Source organism: Streptomyces sp. NPDC048514 (assembly GCF_043199955.1).
In the GTDB taxonomy this organism is placed as follows: Bacteria; Actinomycetota; Actinomycetes; order Streptomycetales; family Streptomycetaceae; genus Streptomyces.
This window is the reverse complement of the sequence record NZ_JBICWT010000016.1, coordinates 165,240-183,334: the sequence shown is the minus strand read 5'-3', so window position 1 is coordinate 183,334 and position 18,095 is coordinate 165,240. Positions and strand designations below refer to the sequence as shown.

Sequence of the window (18,095 nt, the reverse complement as noted above, 5' to 3'; positions counted from 1 at the left end):
TCGACCTCTCCGCCGGTCCTACCTGGAAACGAGGTTGCGCCAGAAGTTCCGCAGGCTTTCGTCCCCGCCGAACAAGGAGCTGAAGATCGTCGAGTCCGCCAGCAGCAGGTCGGCCGCGCGGTCACCGCTGGGCGGCATCCACAGGAACATGTTGAACTCGGTGTTGCCGGCCTCGGTGAACGGGTGCGGCCGGGACATGTCGATCGGCTGCCTGGCCAGCACGCGGATGGCATCCGGCTCGTCGGTCGTCACGTCGTAGTGCGGCAGGTGCATGTGGAAGTTGAAGTTCGTCACCCCGTCCAGCCAGCCCCTCGGATCCAGGTCCCGGACCGTGGACAGCGGGGCGATCTGGTCGCCCTCGCGCGTCGCCGGACGCAGCCCGTGCCGGTTCACGACCGGCACCCCGAGGCCCTGCATCAGGTCCCGGACGTAGGTGGCGAACCGCTGCTGGCGGGGCACCAGGGGGTCGCCGTGATGGCGGTACTCCATCTCCCGGACCTTCAGGTCGTCCGATGCGCCGACATCGTGGTGCGGGCCCAGGACGAGGCAGGCGCCCTCCCGGCCGAGGAACGCCCGCAGGGCCTCGATCTCCCCGGGCTGGGCCTCCTGCTCGGTGACCGCGTGGTCCAGCCCGAACACGAACATCACGTCCGTGTCGGCGAGCACCCGCTCGTCGAGCGGGGTGAAGAATCCCGCCTGGTCGATGCGCTGATACACCGGGACGGGATGCCCCGTGACCTCCTCGACGAAGTCCTGGAACGGCCCCCACGCCCAGAAGAACAGCTCCAGGGAGCCGGCGATGCCCTGCTGGAACCGGTACGGGTCCGACCACTTCGGATCCTCGTAGGCCGGCCAGGCCACCCGCCTGACCTCGGTCATCGTGGAGAAGCGGTTGTCCAGCTCGGCCGCGTTGCGACCGGCCTCCGCCGGATAGCTCCACGAGACGTAGATGCTCACCCGCCGCCCGCCGGGGGTGTACGCCCGCGGGATGTGCCGCTGGTTGTACGTGCGCGCGGTCCCGACCTCGCTCATTTCGATCGCCTCACTGCATCTGGTCGAGCATCTCCGACAGGGCGCCCTTGATCCGCAGAGCCTTCTTGATCTCGTCCGCCGTCACGTACGGGTATTCGCCGTACTCGATGAAGCTCGGACAGTGGTGTTGCCGTACGAAGCGCGCGAACGCCTCCGGGTTCGTCCGCCAGTCCTCGGGGAACCCTTCGAGGTTCTCGAAGGTGGTGCTCACACCCGACCTGCCGAACAGCGCGACGGCGTCCTCGGTGTACTTGTCGAAGTCGGTGTCGAAGATCCCCTGATACATGAAGCGCGTGTCGTCGTCGAAGAGAACCCAGCGAAGGTAGTGCAGCTTCAACGGTGCGAGAAGGTGGGGATCCTGCTCCAGCGCCCTGGCCAGAGTGTGGCCGTGCTCCCGTATCGCCTCGGCTCGGCCCGGCTTGACGTCCGCGATGATCGTGAACCCGTAACAGGCCGGGGTCCTGGGAAAGATGGGACCGTACTTCCCCTGTTCCAGATGGTCGGTCTCCTTTGGAATGGCGACCGCCCGCGGTGTGATCTCCATGCCCGCTCCTCCGCATCCCACAGGTCGGAACCCACACTCAGCGTGGCACCGGACGGCTGGACGCGCCCGCTGAGCGGCGGGGGACGCGGGATACGCTGCCGGCCACCGAGGCGGGGGCCGGGCGGCTTGTTCGATGGGCCCGCCTGCGGAGGTGGCTGATCGATGCTCCGGATCGCGGCGACGAAGGTCGGTCCTGAGGCACCGGCGCACCGCGCCGGCGACCGACAGCGGAGGGCACCCCGGAAGTTCCCGTGCCGCTCCGCGGTCTTGTCACGGAAGCCCGTCACCGGGGTCACGCGCCCTTTGCCCACGCCCAGGCCGTGAGCCGCCACTCCGTGTCCGCTCTGCGAAGCGCCACCGTGAACACCGAGCCGGTCTGCGTGACCTGCTCGCCCCGCAGGTCGAACGTCATGGTCGCAGGAACGACCACATAGGCGTGATCGCCGGTGACATCGACATGCCGGGGCTCACCGAGGGCGATGCGGTACCCCGAAGCGCCTGCGTGCTCACCCTCGGTAAGCACGTCCCTCCACCAGTCCTCGCCGGCTGTCGGCCCCTGCCACACATGCGGTGCCATCCCGTCGAGTATCTGCATCGGGTCGGCGCATGCCGCTCCCATCGCCTTCGCGTCACCGCGGTTGAAGGCATCGACGTACCGGGCCACCGCCGCCATGGGATCGTTCGGCACCAGGTCTCCTCTTCTCGCGTACCCGGCCCCTTCATGGAGGCCCTTCTCCATCGTCGCCGGAAGTCGGGACCTCCGCCCGCCACGCGGTACGAGCCGTGTCGTGTCCGGGGCGGTGGGCCGAAGCGGGTGGAGTTCATGCCCGGGGGTGCCACGTGCCGGCGGTGGCCGGAGCCGAGGATGAGGGCGCGGTCGGCTTCGGCTCCAGGGCGTCGTCCCTGCCCCTCGATACGTCAAGTCCCGCCGTCGCCCTGGCACCGGACGGCTCGTTGGGCCAGACGGCTGAAGTCCTGCTCCGGCGCGGCCGGCTCCCCGAGATGCGGCTGGAGCCGCCGCCCGGCGCGGTCGAGCACGTCGGCGGCTGCGCTGCGGGGAGATCTGGGCGAGCGACGCCAGGTTCGTGGTGCGCTCGAAGGGGTGGTCGAGGCGCACTTCACGGGACGCCGTGACCAGGGCGGACGACGCTCCGGGGGTGACCGGCGCCGGTCACACGGCCACCGCCCCCGGCCCGGCCTCGCCGACCGCGCAGGGCGCTTCACACGCCCGCCGCCCCGACACGCTGCACGACGGCGCAGGCGCGCTTCACACGCCCGCCGCCCCGACACGCCGCCCTACGGCGCAGGGCGCTTCACACGCCCGCCGCCCCCAGCAGGCTGCCCGCCGTGTAGGTGATCCCCATCGCCAGCGCCCCGCCGACCACGTTGCGCAGGACCGCCCGTCCCGGGTTCGCCCCGCCGAGCCGGGCGCTGCTCCAGCCGGTCAGGACGAGGGCGGCCAGGACGGAGAGGACGGTGACGGGCAACCGCCAGGCGGCCGGTGGCAGGACGATGGCCAGCAGGGGCAGCAGCGCGCCCACGGTGAACGCCAGGAAGCTCGCCCAGGCCGCGTGCCAGGGGTTGGTCAGCTCGTCCGGGTCGATGCCCAGCTCCACGCGCGCGTGGGCGCGCAGCGCGTCCCGCGCGGTGAGCTGCTCGGCGGCCGCCCGGGCCACCTCGCGGGACAGGCCCCGCTGCCGGAGCAGCTCGGTCAGCTCCTCCAGCTCCAGGTCCGGTTGTTCCCGCAGCTCCCGCTTCTCCATCGCCAGCGCGGCCATCTCGGAGTCGCGCTGGGTGGAGACGGAGACGTACTCGCCGGCCGCCATGGACATCGACCCGGCCAGCAGGCCGGCCAGCCCGGCGGTGAGCAGAGCGGCCCGGCTCCCGGTCGCGCCGGCCACGCCGACGACGAGTCCCGCGGTCGAGACGATGCCGTCGTTCGCGCCGAGCACCGCGGCACGCAGCCAGTTCAGCCGCGAACCGAGCGCGCCCCCGTGGGCCTCGTCGTGGGTGGGTTCCGTCACAGCAGGGAGGATCGCACCCCCGGGGTCACCACACCCGCAGCGACGCCCCCCGCGCGAACACGGGGCTGGTCGCGTCGGCCTAGCGCGACCCCGCAGTGCCGTTCGGGGTGTGCGGAGACGAAGTCGGCGAGCCAGCGGTTGTGCGCCTGCGCGCCGGCCATGCCCGGCTCGGGGTCCTGGTCGCCGGAGAGGCCGAGGCCGACGCCGAAGGGGGCGGCGGTGCGGCTGGCCACGGCGTCGGCGTCCGGAAAGACGACCTCGGCGGCGATGCCGTCGCCGTCCAGCTCCTTCAGGCGCCGCGCGCTGTCCCAGCCGGCGCGCAGGCCCTCCTCGTTCTCGCGGAACCACCGGTAGAAACGGTCCTGGCGTACACCGGTCACGACGTGCTCGGCGACCTCCTCGACCGGCGGGAAGCGGACCTCCCGGCCGGCCGCGCGCATCGCCACCCCCTCCCCGGTGCGTGCGCCGTACCGTACGCGTGCCATACGCCGTATCGCCCTCCTTCTGACGGCCCGTCACCTGTAACACGGTCACAGCAGTCCTCGTACGGGATAAAGACGCCCGGACGAACGGGAGTTGATGGATCACGGGCGGCGGGGCGCGAAGTGCGTTGACGCGGGAGGCCGTGCTGGACGCCGCCGGTCGGCTGGTGCGGCGGCACGGACCGGACGCCCTCACCATGCGCGGGCTCGCCGCCGAACTGGGCACCGGGCGCTGGTACGGGCCCTGCTGACACCGGAGCGGGAAACGTGAGCGGCACGCGTGCGTGCGCCCGTGCGCGCAGGCGGGTGCGTTCGTGCGCGCAGATGAGTGGAACATCCCCATGTGCGGCGGACGTCCGCATACACAGGGCGGACGTCCGCGTGCACTCGGTGGGACGCCGGCACACCTGTACGGCCGCCGAGCGGCAGGACGGTCCCAGGGGCCCCGGCCGACCCCTGAGGGAACGCGCCGTCGGTCGTGGCCCGTATCCTCATTGACCATGCTCGAAGACCGTGCGACCGCAGTGTCCTCCCCCACCCAGTGGCCGGCCGCGTATCCCCAGGGATACGCGGTCGTTGACGTGGAGACCACCGGCCTTGCCCGGGACGACCGGATCATCTCGGCCGCCGTGTACCGCCTGGACGCGCGCGGCGAGGTCGTGGACCACTGGTACACGCTGGTCAACCCGGAGCGCGATCCGGGCCCCGTGTGGATACACGGCCTGACGAGCGACGTACTCGAAGGGGCACCGCTGTTCGCGGACGTCGCCGCGGAGTTCGCCGCCCGCCTGGACGGCCGGGTGCTCGTCGCGCACAACGCCGTCTTCGACTGGCAGATGATCGCGCGCGAGTACGCGCGCGTGCGCGGCGAGGCGCCGGTGCGGCAGCGGTTGTGCACCATCGCGCTGTCGAAGGAGCTGGGGCTGCCGCTGCCCAACTTCAAACTGGAGTCGCTGGCGGCGCACTTCGGGGTCGTGCAGCAGCGGGCGCACCACGCGCTGGACGACGCGCGCGTGCTGGCGGAGGCGTTCCGGCCCAGCCTGCGCGCGGCGGCGGCGGGCGGCGTACGGCTGCCCCTGCTGGAGTGCCGGCCGCTGACGGAGTGGTCGGACCGGCCGGTGCCCCGGCAGTCGTCCGGCGGCTACGGCGCCTACCGGCCCGGCACTTGGCGTCCGTCCCGGAAGCGCCCCGCCTGCCCCTACCCCAACCCTGGACGATACGAAGACGGCAAACGGCTCAAACAGGGCATGCGGGTGGCGTTCTCCGGCGACACGTCCACGGAACGGGACCTGCTCGAGGACCGGGCGACCGAGGCCGGACTGCACGTGGCCTCCGGCATCTCCCGGCTGACCAGCCTGCTGGTGACCAACGACCCGGACTCTGGCACGTCCAAGACGGTCAAGGCGCGGCAGTTCGGCACGCCGATCGTGGACGAGGCGGCCTTCGGGCAGTTGCTCCGGGACGTGGAGTCCGCCGGCGAGTGACCGGAGGAAACCGGACCCCCGGTCGGCAGGTAATCGTACGAACGGGTGATTGGCGCGCGACTCACCCGGGGGCCACTCGCCCCGCGCGCCGGCGACGACCCACTCTGTGGCGCATGGCGACATGCGAAGTTTGCGGCAATGACTACGGAATGACCTTCGAGATCCACGCACAGGGTGCGGTACACGTGTTCGACTGCTTTTCCTGTGCGATCCATCGCATGGCCCCCATCTGCGAGCACTGCCGGGTGCAGATCATCGGGCAGGGCGTCGAGGTGGACGGCCACTGGTACTGCGGCGCCCACTGCGCCAGGGCGGAGGGGCGGACGGGAGTGGTGGACCGGGTGTGACCCGGTACCCGCTTCATCGCACCCCACGGCCCGGAGGTAACGTCGTGGGGTGCACCGCTACCGCTTCCTGTCGTCCCGCCAGTGGGTGATCCTCACGCTCGTCGCGATCGCGCTGATCCCGACGATGATCAGGCTGGGTTTCTGGCAGCACCACCGGTACCAGGAGCGCACGGCCCGCAACGACCTGGTCTCCACCGCCCTGCACGCCAAGCCGGTCCCGGTCGAGGAGCTGACTTCTCCCGGGCACTCGGTGACCAGGACCGAGAAGTACCGCACGGTCACGGCGACCGGCACCTTCGACACCGCCAGGGAGGTCGTGGTCCGGCGCCGGACCAGCTCCGACGGCGAGGTCGGCTTCCACGTCCTCACGCCCTTCGTCCTGACGGACGGCCACGTCGTCCTGGTCAACCGCGGCTGGATCCCCGCGAACGGCGTGCAGACCGCCTTCCCCAGGATCCCCGCCCCGCCGGCCGGCCGGACCACCATCACCGGGCGGCTGAAGGCCGACGAGACGACGGCCGCGAGCGGCATCAAGCAGGTCAAGGGTCTCCCGGACCGGCAGATCATGTTGATCAACAGTGCGGCGGAGGCCCCGCGGCTCGGCGCGAAGGTGCTCGGCGGCTACGTCGAGCAGACGGCGCCCGCGCCCAGGGGCGGCTCCCCGGAGCAGATCTCCGACCCCGGCAGCGAGGACGCGCCGCTGAACTACGCGTACATGATCCAGTGGTGGTTGTTCGCCGCGGCGGTTCCGGTCGGCTGGTGGTTCCTGGTCCGGCGCGAGGTCCGCGAGCGCGAGGAGGCCACGGCACAGGAGCAGCCGGAAAGGGCCGAACCGGCCGCCGTGTGACCGGCCCCCGGAGGGACCGGCCGGCCGCCGTGTGGCCGGCCGGCAGAGGGACCGCCCGGCGGCCGCCGGGCGCACCGCGAAGGGCCGGGCCGGCCGCCGGGTGACCGGTCCGCGGGTGACGGGTGCCCCGCGGAGCACGTCACTCCCCCGGCGCACCACCTGATTGGCCCCCAGGCCCACCGGGAAACCGGATCCCGTGAACCCGCGCATCGAGGACCACGCCCTCATCGGCGACGAGCAGACCGCCGCCCTGATCGGCAAGGACGGCTCGATCGACTGGCTGTGCCTGCCCCGCTTCGACTCCGCGGCCTGCTTCGCCGGACTGCTGGGCGACGAGGACCACGGCCACTGGCGGATCGCCCCCGAGGGAGCGGACACCTGCACCCGCCGCGCCTACCGGCCCGACACCCTGGTCCTGGACACCGAGTGGGAGACCGCCGACGGCACGGTACGCGTCACCGACCTGATGCCGCAGCGCGACCGCGCCCCCGACGTCGTCCGTATCGTCGAGGGGGTCGCCGGCCGCGTCACCGTCCGCAGCACGCTGCGCCTGCGTTTCGACTACGGCTCGATCGTGCCCTGGATGCGCCGTTGCGACGGCCACCGCGTCGCCGTCGCGGGCCCGGACTCGGTGTGGCTGCGCACCGAGCCGGCCGTGCGCACCTGGGGCGAGGACTACGCGACGCACTCACTGTTCACCGTCGCCGAGGGCGAGCGGGTCGCGTTCGTGCTCACCTGGCACCCCTCGCACGAGCGGCGCCCCCCGCTGATCGATCCGTACGAGGCGCTGCAGAGCAGCGTCACCGACTGGCGGCGGTGGGCGCGGCGCTGCCGGTACGACGGCCCCCACCGGGACGCCGTCGTCCGCTCCCTCATCACGCTCAAGGCCCTCACCTACGCGCCGACCGGCGGGATCGTCGCCGCGGCGACCACCTCGCTGCCCGAGCGGCCGGGCGGCGTGCGCAACTGGGACTACCGGTACTGCTGGCTGCGCGACTCCACCCTCACCCTGGGCGCGCTGCTGGCCGCGGGCTACCGGTTGGAGGCGGAGGCCTGGCGCGACTGGCTGCTGCGCGCGATCGCGGGCGACCCGGCCGACCTGCAGATCATGTACGGGGTCGCTGGTGAGCGACGGCTGCCGGAGACCGAACTGCCGTGGCTGCCCGGCCTCGCCGGCTCGACCCCCGTACGGATCGGCAACGGCGCCGTCGGCCAGCTCCAGCTCGACGTGTACGGCGAGGTGATGGACTCGCTGTCGCTGGCCCGCGCCTCGGGCCTGTCCACGAAGCCGCACATGTGGGCGATCCAGCGCTCGCTGATGGAGTTCGTGCGGTCGGCGTGGCGGCAGCCGGACGAGGGCCTGTGGGAGATGCGCGGCGGCCGGAGCGAGTTCGTGCACTCCAAGGTGATGGTGTGGGTGGCCGCGGACCGGGCCGTGCGGACCCTGGAGCAGCACCCGGAACTGGACGGGGACCTCGAAGGCTGGCGCGGACTGCGCGACGAGGTGCACCGGGAGGTGTGCGAGAAGGGCTTCGACCCGGAGCGCAACACCTTCACCCAGTCCTACGGCTCCCGCGAACTCGACGCCGCGCTGCTGCTCATCCCGCGCGTCGGGTTCCTGCCACCGGACGACCCGCGGGTCGTCGGCACCGTCGACGCGGTCCTCGAGGACCTCGGGCACGGCGGATTCCTGCGCCGCTACGACACCGAGGACTCGGTGATCGACGGGCTGCCCGGCGGCGAGGGCGCCTTCCTGGCCTGCTCGTTCTGGCTCGCCGACGCACTGCACCTGACCGGCCGGACCGAGGAGGCCCGGCGGCTGTTCGAGCGGCTGGTGGGCCTGTGCAACGACGTGGGCCTGCTGGCCGAGCAGTACGACCCGGTCGACGGCTGTCAGCTCGGCAACTTCCCGCAGGCTTTCAGCCACATCGGCCTGGTGAACACCGCTCTCACACTCTTCGGGGACGACGGGGCAGGATAGGGCCATGGATCTTGGACTGAAGGACCGGGTGTACGTCGTCACCGGAGCGACGCGCGGGCTGGGCAACGCGGCAGCGCGGGCGCTCGTCGAGGACGGGGCGAAGGTGATCGTCACCGGGCGGGACGAGAAGCGGGCCGCCGACGCCGCCGCCGAACTGGGCCCGAACGCGATCGGCATGGCCATGGACAACGCCGACGCGCAGGCGCCCGAGCACCTGATCGCAGCCGCCCGCGAGCACTTCGGCGGCTTCCACGGCGTGCTGGTGAGCGTGGGCGGCCCGGCACCCGGGTTCGTCGCCGACAACACCGACGAGCAGTGGCGGGACGCGTTCGAGTCGGTGTTCCTCGGCGCGGTACGGCTGGCTCGCGCGGCGGCGGCCGAGCTGGACGAGGGCGGTGTCGTCGGCTTCGTGCTGTCGGGGTCGGTGCACGAGCCGATTCCGGGGCTGACCATCTCCAACGGGCTGCGGCCCGGACTCGCCGGGTTCGCCAAGTCCCTCGCGGACGAACTGGGACCGCGCGGGATCCGGGTGCTGGGTCTGCTGCCGGCACGGATCGACACCGATCGCGTGCGCGAGCTGGACAAGCTGTCCGCGGACCCGGAGGCGACCAGGGCCGCCAACGAGTCCCGGATCCCGCTGCGGAGGTACGGCAGGCCCGAGGAGTTCGGGAAGGTGGCCGCCTTCCTGCTGTCTCCGGCGGCTTCCTATCTGAGCGGGATCATGGTGCCGGTCGACGGCGGTATGCGGCACGGGTTCTGAGAGCGGCCCTCCACGCGACGGTCAAGTGACCCTCTCCGCACGGTGCTTGACGGTGCCCAGCCGTACCTCCGCCGGGAGGGACGCCAGCCCCGCGGACTCACGTGCGTGGGTCAGGGCCTGGGCCGTGAAATCGTGCAGGGCCGTCGCCGGGTCCGCCCCCGCCTCCAGTTGCAGCCCGGCCCTGGCCGTCGGCGCGGTGCGGCGGCCCCGCAGATGGATCCGGGCGTGGGCCACCCCCTGCTGCCGGGCCGCGTCCTGGGTCAGGGCCGACTGCAGGGCCCGGCCGCGCAGCAGGGCGCCCGCGCCGTCGCCGGTGCCGACCAGGACCTCGGTCAGGCGGCGCCGGCGCAGGATCGCGGTGAGCCACCACAGGGCGAGCAGCACGAGGATCGCCAAGGCGGCGATGACCGCCGGCCACCACCAGCCGGCGCCCCGCCAGTGAGTGCGCTCGGCCCTGCTGAGCAGGACGTCGTGCGCGCCGGAGTGGATCCACCAGTGTGGCGGCGGTGCGCCCAGGCCGACGGCAAGCACCGATCCGCCGAGCGCAAGCAGCAACACCCCGGCCAGGCCGGTCAGTACACGGTTCACACCGCCCCCGCGCATCCGTCTCACTCCTTTCGTCCGGGCCGGCGGACGCGCACCCTCAGCGCGGGCGGGTGGGCCAGCCCGAGTCCCCGGACCGCGTCGGTGAGCACGGCGTCCAGATCGGCGCGCACGTCGTCGAGGTCGCGGAAGTGCGAGACGGCCCGGACGTCCGCCCTCCGCCGGCGCATCCGCACCCGCGCCGCCCGCACGCCGGAGACGTCCAGCGCCCGGTCCCGCAGCACCAGCGTCGCCGCCTCGCGCCTCAGTCCGGCGCGGACGTCGCGGCGCGGGCTCCGCATCGGCAACAGGTCACGCAGGCCGGGGGTGGCGGCCAGCACGAGCAGCCACAGGCCGAGCAGCGCGACGACGCCCGCACCGGTCAGCACCCAGATGTCGTCCAGGGGGCGCTCGGCGAGCTGCCGGGCCAGCGTCCGGCGCCAGAGCATCGCGGGGCGGCCGGCCCGCACGGCGGCGATGTCGTACAGGAGCAGGCCCGCACCGGCCAGCACCAGCAGGGCGACGACGCCCGCCGGGACGCGGCGGGCCGACCGGAGACGGTGGCCGGGCTCGGGAAGCGGCGGCGAGGCCTCGCGGGTGTCGGGAACGGTCTCTCGCCCCACGGTGTCCCCGCTCGGCCGGGACTCGCCCACGGCGTCCTCCCGCGCACTCTCCCCGCTCGGCCGGGGTTCGCCCACGGCGTCCTCCCGCGCACTCTCCTCACCCGGCCGGGGTTCGCTCATGGCGTCCTCCCGTGCGCTGTCCTCGCTCGGCCGGACGTCCTCCCGTGCGGTGCGCCGGGCGCCGGTGCCAGGTGCAGCCGTTCCACCAGGACGGCGACCTCCGGTACCTCCATGCTCGTCAGCGCGCCCACCCGCTCGGCGATCCGGCGGCGTACGGCGGCACAGCGGGCGCCGATGTCGCAGGGGTATCCGAGATCGACGTGGACGCGGACGCGGGCTCTCTCCCGGCGGACGACGACCGTGGCATGCGGGGCGGTGGCACCGGCGGGCAGAGGAGCGAGCGCCTCGCGGGCGGCCTGAGCGGCGATCTTGGCCACCACCCGGTCGGCGATCCGGGTGGCGCCGCGTTCACCGGGTGGCACGAGGCCGAGGGGCCGTCGTGCCGTGCCGGTCTCCGTGTGCACGGCGGTCACCCGCGCCGGTCGCGCCGGTCGTCGCGGGTACGGAAGAAGTCACGGAAGTCCAGGTCCCCCTCCGCGAACCGGCCGACGACGAACCCGATCGCGCCCAGGGCCGCCACCAGTACGAAGGCGCCGAAACCGCCGAAGTAGCCGGCGAACCCAAGCGCCAATCCGGCGATCATGCCGGCCACAGCCATGCTCATGCAGCGCTCCTCAGCTCGTCGGACGGGCGGCGTCGGGTGCCGAACCTCAATGGATCCGCGGCTCCGGCTCCTCGTCCTCTTCCTCGGGCAGCCTGACGTCGCTGACCGCGATGTTGACCTCGACCACTTCGAGTCCGGTCATGCGTTCCACGGCGGAGATCACGTTCTCCCGCACGGCGCGGGCGACATCGGCGATGGCGACGCCGTAGTCCACGACGATCTCCAGGTCGATCGCCGTCTGGACCTCGCCGACCTCGGCCCGCACACCCCGGGTCACCGACTTGCCGCCGCCGGGCACCCGGTCCCGTACGGCGCCGAAGGTGCGGGCGAGTCCGCCGCCCATGGCGTGCACGCCGAGCACGTCCCGGGCGGCGAGCCCGGCGATCTTCCCCACGACACCGTCGGCGATGGTGGTCCGGCCCCGGGACGCCGGGTCACCGCCGCGCCGGTTGCTCCGCTGGGTCGACGGCAGCGACTCGTGGCCGCCTTCAGGGGTCGTCGTCATATCCGTCATAGCCGCACGTCCCTCTCGGTCGTCGTCCTTTGCCCACCGTACGCATGGTTCCGCCGCTGCGCGCCCCGGATACGGCAGGCTGGAGGAATGACGGCGGACAGCTGGAGAGACGCGGTACGGCGACAGGTGGCGCTGGGAAGGCTGGTGCCGCTCGGCGGCCCCGGCGACGGCGCGTGGATCGCGGAGAGCGCGGCGGTGGCGGTGCTCGTGCGGGCGGTCGCGGACAAGGCGCCGCGGGTGCGACTGGGTACGGTGCGGATCGCGCTCGACGATCCGCACGAAGCAGCCGAGTCCGCCGTACCGGCCCCACCGGGCGCGCTGCCGCCGGGTGCGCTGCGGGTGACGGCGGACTTCGCGGTGACGGCGGACTTCACCAGCCCGGCGGGCTTCGCGGAACCGGCGGACTTCACCCGCCCGGCGGACTCCGCGGCGACGGGTGCCGAGCCGTTGCCGGTGGTGGCGTCACGCGTGCGGCTGACGCTGGCCGCGGCCGCGGCCGAGCGGCTCGGTCTCGTGGTGACGGCGGTGGACCTGCGGGTCACGGACCTGCTGGAGGCGGACGACGCGACCGGCCCGGCGGTACGCGCGCAGCGGCCGGCCTCGGCCCGGGAGGCCACGGACCCCCAGGAGGCCCGGGTGGCCGCGGCGGCGCTGTCCGTCCCGGGAGTGGTCGCGCTGACGGGGGCGCTCGGCGGTCTCGGCCGGGCCGTGCATCTGGAGGAGCGCACGACGCCGGCCGCACTGCCGCACCGGCACGTGCGCGTCGAACTGGCCGTGAGCGCGGACCACCGGACCGTGGAGGTGGCCCGGCGGGTCCGCGCCGTCGTGCAGGACGCGCTGGAGGACCGGCCGACGGTGGCGGTCCTGGTCACGTCGGTGAGCTAGTCGTCCGCGGGGTTCACTCGCCCACGCCGGCCAGGTCCCGCAGCCGCCGGGCCTGGGCCGCCCGCTCGGCCGCGCGCTGCTCGTCGTATGTACGGTCGAGGGCGCCCCGCAGCAGCGCCTTGGTCTCCACGACCGCGTCCCGCGGCGCGGCGAGCAGCGCCGTCGCCAGGTCGCTCGCGGCGGCGTCGAGTTCGTGCGCGGGCACGGCGACGTTGGCCAGCCCGCAGGCCACCGCCTCCCCGGCCCCGACGAACCGCCCGGTCGCGCAGATCTCGAGCGCGCGGGCATAGCCGACGAGGCCGACCAGCGGATGCGTGCCGGTCAGGTCGGGGACGATGCCGAGGCCGGTCTCGCGCATGGCGAACTGCACGTCGTCGGCGACGACGCGAAGATCGCAGGCGAGCGCGAGCTGGAAACCGGCGCCGATGGCATGACCCTGGACCGCGGCGATGGACACGATGTCGTTCCGCCGCCACCAGGTGAACGCCTCCTGGAACTCGGCGATCGCCGCGTCGAGCCCCGTGTCGTCCCGGCGCGCGAGATCGGTGAAAGTGGGCTCGCCCGGGATCCCCTCCGGGGTGAACATCTGGCGGTCCAGCCCGGCGGAGAAGGACTTGCCCTCGCCGCGCAGCACGACGACCCGGACGGAGCCCGGCAGGAGCCGCCCGGCCTCGGCGAGCGCCCGCCACAGAGCGGGGCTCTGCGCGTTGCGCTTGGCGGGGTTGGTCAGCGTCACCGTGGCGAGCGTGTCGTCGACGGTGAGCCGTACGCCGTCCTTGTCGAGTACAGCAGCGAGGTCCTGGTCGGGCGAAGCCATGGGGCGCCTCCGATGGGTGCGGTCAGCAGCACGTGCCGTGGGCACGCTCGCGTGCGGGGGCACGCTTAAGTGACTGCACAGTAACCACCCGGTCGATCAGTCCGCCGACCGGGTGGCCACCATCGAAGCCGGTGGGCCGCCCGGAGTCAGGACGTGGCGGCCTTCTTGCCCCGGGTCGCTCCGCCACGCCCACGCAGCGTGACGCCCGACTCGCTGAGCATCCGGTGTACGAAGCCATACGAGCGGCCGGTCTCCTCGGCCAGCGCCCGGATGCTCGCACCGGAGTCGTACTTCTTCTTCAGGTCTGCCGCGAGCTTGTCGCGCGCGGCGCCGGTCACCCGGCTGCCCTTCTTCAGAGTCTCGGCCACCCGTGCCTCCTCATGGGAAGTGCGCTCTGGTCTCCTCATGATCACCCCTCCGGGGCGTGATGGCCACCCATTCGGCAAGGTCCGTGGGACATCGTTGTGACGACAGGAGCACGCATCCACAAGGGGAATAGGGGATTCCAGACGGCCGGATCGGCGGAGCCGAACGGGTGGTTCCGCGAATGGCCAGGTCAGGGACGTGAGACGGCCGATCCCTTGACTGCCAAGGGATCGGGCGGAAAATCCGTGTACGACACACCCTGATACGAAGAGATCTCACACAGATGATGGATCACGGCTCGGCCGAATGATCCATACTCAGTGGATCAGGCATTCGATCACGCCAGGGCGACGAGATCCGCGTAGTCGGCACCCCACAGGTCCTCGACGCCGTCCGGCAGCAGGATGATCCGCTCCGGCTGGAGCGCCTCGACGGCGCCCTCGTCGTGGGTGACGAGGACGACCGCGCCCTTGTAGGTGCGCAGGGCGCCGAGGATCTCCTCGCGGCTCGCGGGGTCGAGGTTGTTGGTCGGCTCGTCGAGCAGGAGGACGTTCGCCGAGGACACCACCAGGGTCGCGAGGGCGAGACGGGTCTTCTCACCGCCGGAGAGGACGCCCGCGGGCTTGTCCACGTCGTCGCCGGAGAACAGGAACGAGCCCAGCACCTTGCGGACCTCGACGAGGTCCATGTCGGGGGCGGCGGAGCGCATGTTCTCCAGGACCGTGCGCTCGGGGTCCAGGGTCTCGTGCTCCTGGGCGTAGTAGCCGAGCTTCAGGCCGTGGCCGGCCACGACCTGGCCGGTGTCGGGCTGCTCCACCCCGCCGAGCAGGCGCAGCAGGGTGGTCTTGCCGGCGCCGTTGAGGCCGAGGATGACGACCCTGGAGCCCTTGTCGATGGCGAGGTCGACGTCGGTGAAGATCTCCAGCGAGCCGTACGACTTCGACAGGCCCTCGGCCGTCAGCGGCGTCTTGCCGCAGGGCGCGGGCTCCGGGAAGCGCAGCTTGGCGACCTTGTCGGACTGGCGCACCGCCTCCAGGCCGGAGAGCAGCTTGTCGGCACGGCGGGCCATGTTCTGCGCGGCGACCGTCTTGGTGGCCTTGGCGCGCATCTTGTCCGCCTGCGAATGCAGGGCTGCGGCCTTCTTCTCGGCGTTGGCCCGCTCGCGCTTGCGGCGCTTCTCGTCGGCCTCGCGCTGCTGCTGGTAGAGCTTCCAGCCCATGTTGTACACGTCGATCTGGGACCGGTTGGCGTCCAGGTAGAACACCTTGTTGACGACGGTCTCGACCAGGTCGACGTCGTGGGAGATCACGATGAAGCCGCCGCGGTAGGTCTTCAGGTAGTCCCGCAGCCAGACGATCGAGTCCGCGTCGAGGTGGTTGGTCGGCTCGTCGAGGAGCAGCGTGTCCGCGTCGGAGAACAGGATGCGGGCCAGCTCGATACGGCGCCGCTGACCACCGGAGAGGGTGTGCAGGGGCTGGCCGAGCACACGGTCGGGCAGGTTGAGCGCGGCGGCGATGGTGGCGGCCTCGGCCTCGGCGGAGTATCCGCCCTTGGTGAGGAACTCGGTCTCCTGGCGCTCGTACTGCCTGAGGGCCTTCTCGCGGGTGGCGCCCGAGCCGTTGGCGATGCGCTGCTCGTTCTCGCGCATCTTGCGGATCAGCACGTCCAGGCCGCGCGCGGACAGGACGCGGTCGCGGGCCAGCACGTCGAGGTCGCCGGTACGGGGGTCCTGCGGGAGGTAGCCGACCTCGCCGGAGCGGGTGATCGTGCCGCCGGCCGGGACGCCCTCGCCGGCCAGGCACTTGGTGAGGGTGGTCTTGCCCGCGCCGTTGCGGCCGACGAGACCGATGCGGTCACCCTTGGCGACACGGAAGGTGGCGTTCTCGATGAGGACGCGCGCACCGGCGCGCAGCTCGATACCGGAGGCGGAGATCACGGACAGACTCCAGGGCGTACAGGGATTGACGGGTGGGCGGCTGAGGACGTTCCCGCCGTCTAATGCGCGAGGAGAATGGCCATGAGGAGAAGTCTAACGGGGTCGTGCAAGCGGTTTTCCTACGTCCGTGTGTCCGGGCCGCGCCCCGGAAGATCGTTGCTGAGGGGCTTGCGGTCCGGGGCGATCCGGCCCAGGTCGTCCACGGCCACGACCTGCCCGGTCCAGGCGGCGCGCGGGCACGGCTGGGCGACGAGCAGGGCCGGGCCGCGGCGCAGGGCACGATCCGGCCGGAACGCGCAGCCCTGCCGGGCGGGCAGCACCCAGCGCAGGTCGCCGTCGGCCGTGCGGTACGCGGTGACCCGGCGCGGGGTGACCACCGCGAGGATGCCGCGTCCGAGGGGTCGCAGGACGCCGGTACCGCCCTGGTCGGGGAGCCATTCGGCGGCGTCGGGCAGGGCTCGGTGCCAGCGCACCGAGCGCCCGTCGGTCGCCGTGACCAGTCCGTCGTCCCAGAGCGCGATCGCCTGCACGCGCGCGGGCACCACGGCGACCGGCCGGTGCCCCACACGCGTGTAGCGCCACCGCAGCGTGCCCCTGCGGCTGTCGTAGGCGGCCACGGCACCGCCACGCGTGCGTGCCGTCCATTTCCCGGCGTACGGCTGCCGCTCGGCGGGCGCGGATCGGACGAGACGATCCCCGTAGGGCGCGGGACGCACTTCGTACGCCACGGCCAGGACGCAGAGCACGAGAAGAAGTCCGGAGACTCGGCGAACGCGCCGGGAGAGGGCCCGCGGGAACCCACCGGCCATCGCGCGGCCCGCGCGGAGGGGGTGAGTCCGGCGGCGCACCGGCTGGGCGGCGGCGGCCCGGGACGCCGGCCGCGGGACACGCGCGCGGGGGGTGGCGGGCGCCGCCGCCGTCGAAGCCGGATGCGCGGTGGCCGCCAAAGCCGGATGCGCGGTGGCCGCCGCGGCCGGATGCTGGAGGGGGCGGGGTGGGTGAGGGCCGGGTGGCGGGGCGGGCAACGCTTCCCCTTTCGCCGGCCATGGATCGACGGAGAGCCTAGGCGCGACCGGCGGACGGGTCCGGGTGCCCGGGCGGGACGGAGTCGGTAAGTCGCCCGTTCGGGTGTTCGTCCGGCGGTGGCGACGACGGGACGGGTAGAGATGCGCCAGGCTCCGAAGACGAGCGCGACGGCGCGGGCAGAGGGCGGTGACGCGTGCAGTTCGACGACGACGCGAACCTCGACACCTCCGAGGTGCAGGATGTGCGCGGCAGCCGGGTCCCGGGCGGCCGGGCGACCATCGGCGGCGGCATCGCCGGACTGATCGCGCTTCTGCTGGGCCTGTTCCTGGGCGTGGGCCCGGACGAGCTGGGGCTGTCCTCCGGCGGGGACACCCCCCGGCCGACCGCCTCCTCGCTCCAGCAGGTCCAGCAGACCTGCCGTACCGGGCGGGACGCCAACACCCGGGACGACTGCCGGACCGTGGCGGTCGTCAACAGCGTGCAGGACTACTGGACGGGCGAGTTCCGGCGGCGGCACGGGACCTACACCCCTTCGCAGACGGTGCTGTTCAGCGGCCGGGTCGGCACCGCGTGCGGCGCGGCCTCCTCGGCGGCCGGGCCGTTCTACTGCCCGGGCGACCGGAAGGTCTATCTGGACCTAGGCTTCTTCGACGACCTGCGGACGAAGTTCGGCTCCACCGGCGGCCCCTTCGCGCAGGCGTACGTCATCGCCCACGAGTACGGCCACCACGTGCAGGACCTGACGGGTGTTCTCGGCCGCTCCCAGGACGGGCTGACCGGCGCGAACAGCAACTCGGTGCGCACGGAGCTGCAGGCGGACTGCTACGCGGGCGTGTGGGCGCGGCACGCGACGACCACACCGGACGAGTCGACCGGGCGGCCGCTGATCACCAGTCTGACCTCCGCCGACATCCGCGAAGGCCTGGACGCCGCCGCGGCCGTGGGCGACGACCGGATCCAGGAGCGGTTCCAGGGCCGGGTGACGCAGGAGACGTGGACGCACGGGTCGGCGGAGCAGCGACGGCAGTGGTTCGAGCAGGGGTACCGGACCGGTGACATGAAGCAGTGCGACACGTTCCGCTGAGGCGTTGTCGGTGGCGGCTGCAAGACTGGACGGCGGG

General features: G+C 72.7%; 20 protein-coding genes and 2 pseudogenes. 8 read left to right on the top strand and 14 right to left on the bottom strand.

The genetic code is table 11. The annotated features are described in order from the left end of the window. Positions 1-18: 18 nt before the first annotated feature. The 5 genes and pseudogenes from ACGFT2_RS31760 to ACGFT2_RS31740 all read right to left on the bottom strand — a co-directional run. Positions 19-1,032: a hypothetical protein gene (locus tag ACGFT2_RS31760; RefSeq protein ID WP_393285049.1), complete on the bottom strand. Its 1,014-nt coding sequence runs from the start codon at positions 1,030-1,032 to the stop codon at positions 19-21. A gap of 10 nt (positions 1,033-1,042) precedes the next feature. Further along, positions 1,043-1,576: a hypothetical protein gene (locus ACGFT2_RS31755; RefSeq protein WP_393285046.1), complete on the bottom strand. Its 534-nt coding sequence runs from the start codon at positions 1,574-1,576 to the stop codon at positions 1,043-1,045. Positions 1,577-1,868: 292 nt separating this feature from the next. Then, positions 1,869-2,264 carry a YybH family protein gene (locus ACGFT2_RS31750; protein WP_393285043.1) on the bottom strand — a complete coding sequence of 132 codons (396 nt, stop codon included), beginning with the start codon at positions 2,262-2,264 and terminating at the stop codon, positions 1,869-1,871. Between the two features lie 625 nt (positions 2,265-2,889). Continuing rightward, positions 2,890-3,600, bottom strand: coding sequence for a VIT family protein (locus ACGFT2_RS31745; protein WP_393285040.1), 711 nt, complete (start codon positions 3,598-3,600; stop codon positions 2,890-2,892). Between the two features lie 80 nt (positions 3,601-3,680). Then, positions 3,681-4,085: pseudogene (locus ACGFT2_RS31740) on the bottom strand (hypothetical protein); the annotation flags it as partial. A 98-nt stretch (positions 4,086-4,183) separates the two neighbouring features. Here ACGFT2_RS31740 and ACGFT2_RS31735 point away from each other — a divergent pair. From ACGFT2_RS31735 to ACGFT2_RS31710, 6 genes and pseudogenes are all read left to right on the top strand, one after another. Further along, positions 4,184-4,309, top strand: a pseudogene (locus ACGFT2_RS31735) (TetR/AcrR family transcriptional regulator); the annotation flags it as partial. A gap of 273 nt (positions 4,310-4,582) precedes the next feature. After that, the gene (locus tag ACGFT2_RS31730; RefSeq protein WP_393285037.1) at positions 4,583-5,566 is read left to right on the top strand and encodes a DEDDh family exonuclease; all 984 of its coding nucleotides are present in this window, start codon (positions 4,583-4,585) and stop codon (positions 5,564-5,566) included. Between the two features lie 113 nt (positions 5,567-5,679). After that, positions 5,680-5,913, top strand: a complete 234-nt coding sequence (locus ACGFT2_RS31725; protein WP_393285035.1) for a hypothetical protein — start codon at positions 5,680-5,682, stop codon at positions 5,911-5,913. A gap of 49 nt (positions 5,914-5,962) precedes the next feature. Then, on the top strand, positions 5,963-6,760 hold the full coding sequence (locus ACGFT2_RS31720) for an SURF1 family protein (RefSeq protein ID WP_393285032.1): 798 nt from the start codon (positions 5,963-5,965) through the stop codon (positions 6,758-6,760). A 196-nt stretch (positions 6,761-6,956) separates the two neighbouring features. Continuing rightward, positions 6,957-8,741, top strand: coding sequence for a glycoside hydrolase family 15 protein (locus ACGFT2_RS31715; RefSeq protein ID WP_393285029.1), 1,785 nt, complete (start codon positions 6,957-6,959; stop codon positions 8,739-8,741). 4 nt (positions 8,742-8,745) lie between these two features. Further along, positions 8,746-9,501: an SDR family oxidoreductase gene (locus ACGFT2_RS31710; RefSeq protein ID WP_393285026.1), complete on the top strand. Its 756-nt coding sequence runs from the start codon at positions 8,746-8,748 to the stop codon at positions 9,499-9,501. 21 nt (positions 9,502-9,522) lie between these two features. Here the strand turns inward: ACGFT2_RS31710 and amaP are convergent, their stop codons facing one another. From amaP to ACGFT2_RS31685, 5 genes are read right to left on the bottom strand one after another with little or no spacing between them, the layout of a single operon-like run. Continuing rightward, positions 9,523-10,104, bottom strand: a complete 582-nt coding sequence (gene amaP, locus ACGFT2_RS31705; RefSeq protein ID WP_393285023.1) for an alkaline shock response membrane anchor protein AmaP — start codon at positions 10,102-10,104, stop codon at positions 9,523-9,525. Positions 10,105-10,109: 5 nt separating this feature from the next. After that, positions 10,110-10,826 carry a DUF6286 domain-containing protein gene (locus ACGFT2_RS31700; RefSeq protein ID WP_393285021.1) on the bottom strand — a complete coding sequence of 239 codons (717 nt, stop codon included), beginning with the start codon at positions 10,824-10,826 and terminating at the stop codon, positions 10,110-10,112. Continuing rightward, on the bottom strand, positions 10,823-11,239 hold the full coding sequence (locus ACGFT2_RS31695) for a hypothetical protein (protein ID WP_393285018.1): 417 nt from the start codon (positions 11,237-11,239) through the stop codon (positions 10,823-10,825). Before ACGFT2_RS31695 ends, ACGFT2_RS31700 begins: the two co-directional genes overlap by 4 nt. Further along, positions 11,236-11,430, bottom strand: coding sequence for a hypothetical protein (locus ACGFT2_RS31690; protein ID WP_393285016.1), 195 nt, complete (start codon positions 11,428-11,430; stop codon positions 11,236-11,238). The genes ACGFT2_RS31695 and ACGFT2_RS31690 overlap by 4 nt, the downstream gene beginning before the upstream one ends. Positions 11,431-11,476: 46 nt before the next feature. Next, entirely contained in the window at positions 11,477-11,944 is a 468-nt protein-coding gene (locus tag ACGFT2_RS31685) for an Asp23/Gls24 family envelope stress response protein (RefSeq protein ID WP_393285013.1), read from the bottom strand. An 87-nt stretch (positions 11,945-12,031) separates the two neighbouring features. Here ACGFT2_RS31685 and ACGFT2_RS31680 point away from each other — a divergent pair, with 87 nt between their 5' ends. After that, a complete protein-coding gene (locus ACGFT2_RS31680; RefSeq protein ID WP_393285010.1) occupies positions 12,032-12,829 on the top strand; it encodes a nucleopolyhedrovirus P10 family protein in 798 nt (265 codons plus the stop codon). Positions 12,830-12,842: 13 nt separating this feature from the next. On the opposite strand, the gene ACGFT2_RS31675 is transcribed toward ACGFT2_RS31680, so the two are convergent. From ACGFT2_RS31675 to ACGFT2_RS31660, 4 genes are all read right to left on the bottom strand, one after another. Next, positions 12,843-13,646: an enoyl-CoA hydratase/isomerase family protein gene (locus tag ACGFT2_RS31675; protein ID WP_393285007.1), complete on the bottom strand. Its 804-nt coding sequence runs from the start codon at positions 13,644-13,646 to the stop codon at positions 12,843-12,845. A 146-nt stretch (positions 13,647-13,792) separates the two neighbouring features. Beyond that, positions 13,793-14,014, bottom strand: coding sequence for a helix-turn-helix domain-containing protein (locus ACGFT2_RS31670; protein WP_010355597.1), 222 nt, complete (start codon positions 14,012-14,014; stop codon positions 13,793-13,795). A 335-nt stretch (positions 14,015-14,349) separates the two neighbouring features. After that, complete coding sequence (gene abc-f, locus ACGFT2_RS31665) at positions 14,350-15,948, bottom strand: ribosomal protection-like ABC-F family protein (protein ID WP_393285004.1); 1,599 nt, start codon at positions 15,946-15,948, stop codon at positions 14,350-14,352. 119 nt (positions 15,949-16,067) lie between these two features. Then, on the bottom strand, positions 16,068-16,676 hold the full coding sequence (locus ACGFT2_RS31660) for a hypothetical protein (protein ID WP_393285001.1): 609 nt from the start codon (positions 16,674-16,676) through the stop codon (positions 16,068-16,070). A 491-nt stretch (positions 16,677-17,167) separates the two neighbouring features. On the opposite strand from ACGFT2_RS31660, the gene ACGFT2_RS31655 reads away from it, so the two are divergent. After that, positions 17,168-18,058, top strand: a complete 891-nt coding sequence (locus tag ACGFT2_RS31655; RefSeq protein ID WP_393284999.1) for a neutral zinc metallopeptidase — start codon at positions 17,168-17,170, stop codon at positions 18,056-18,058. The last annotated feature ends 37 nt before the right edge of the window (positions 18,059-18,095 follow it).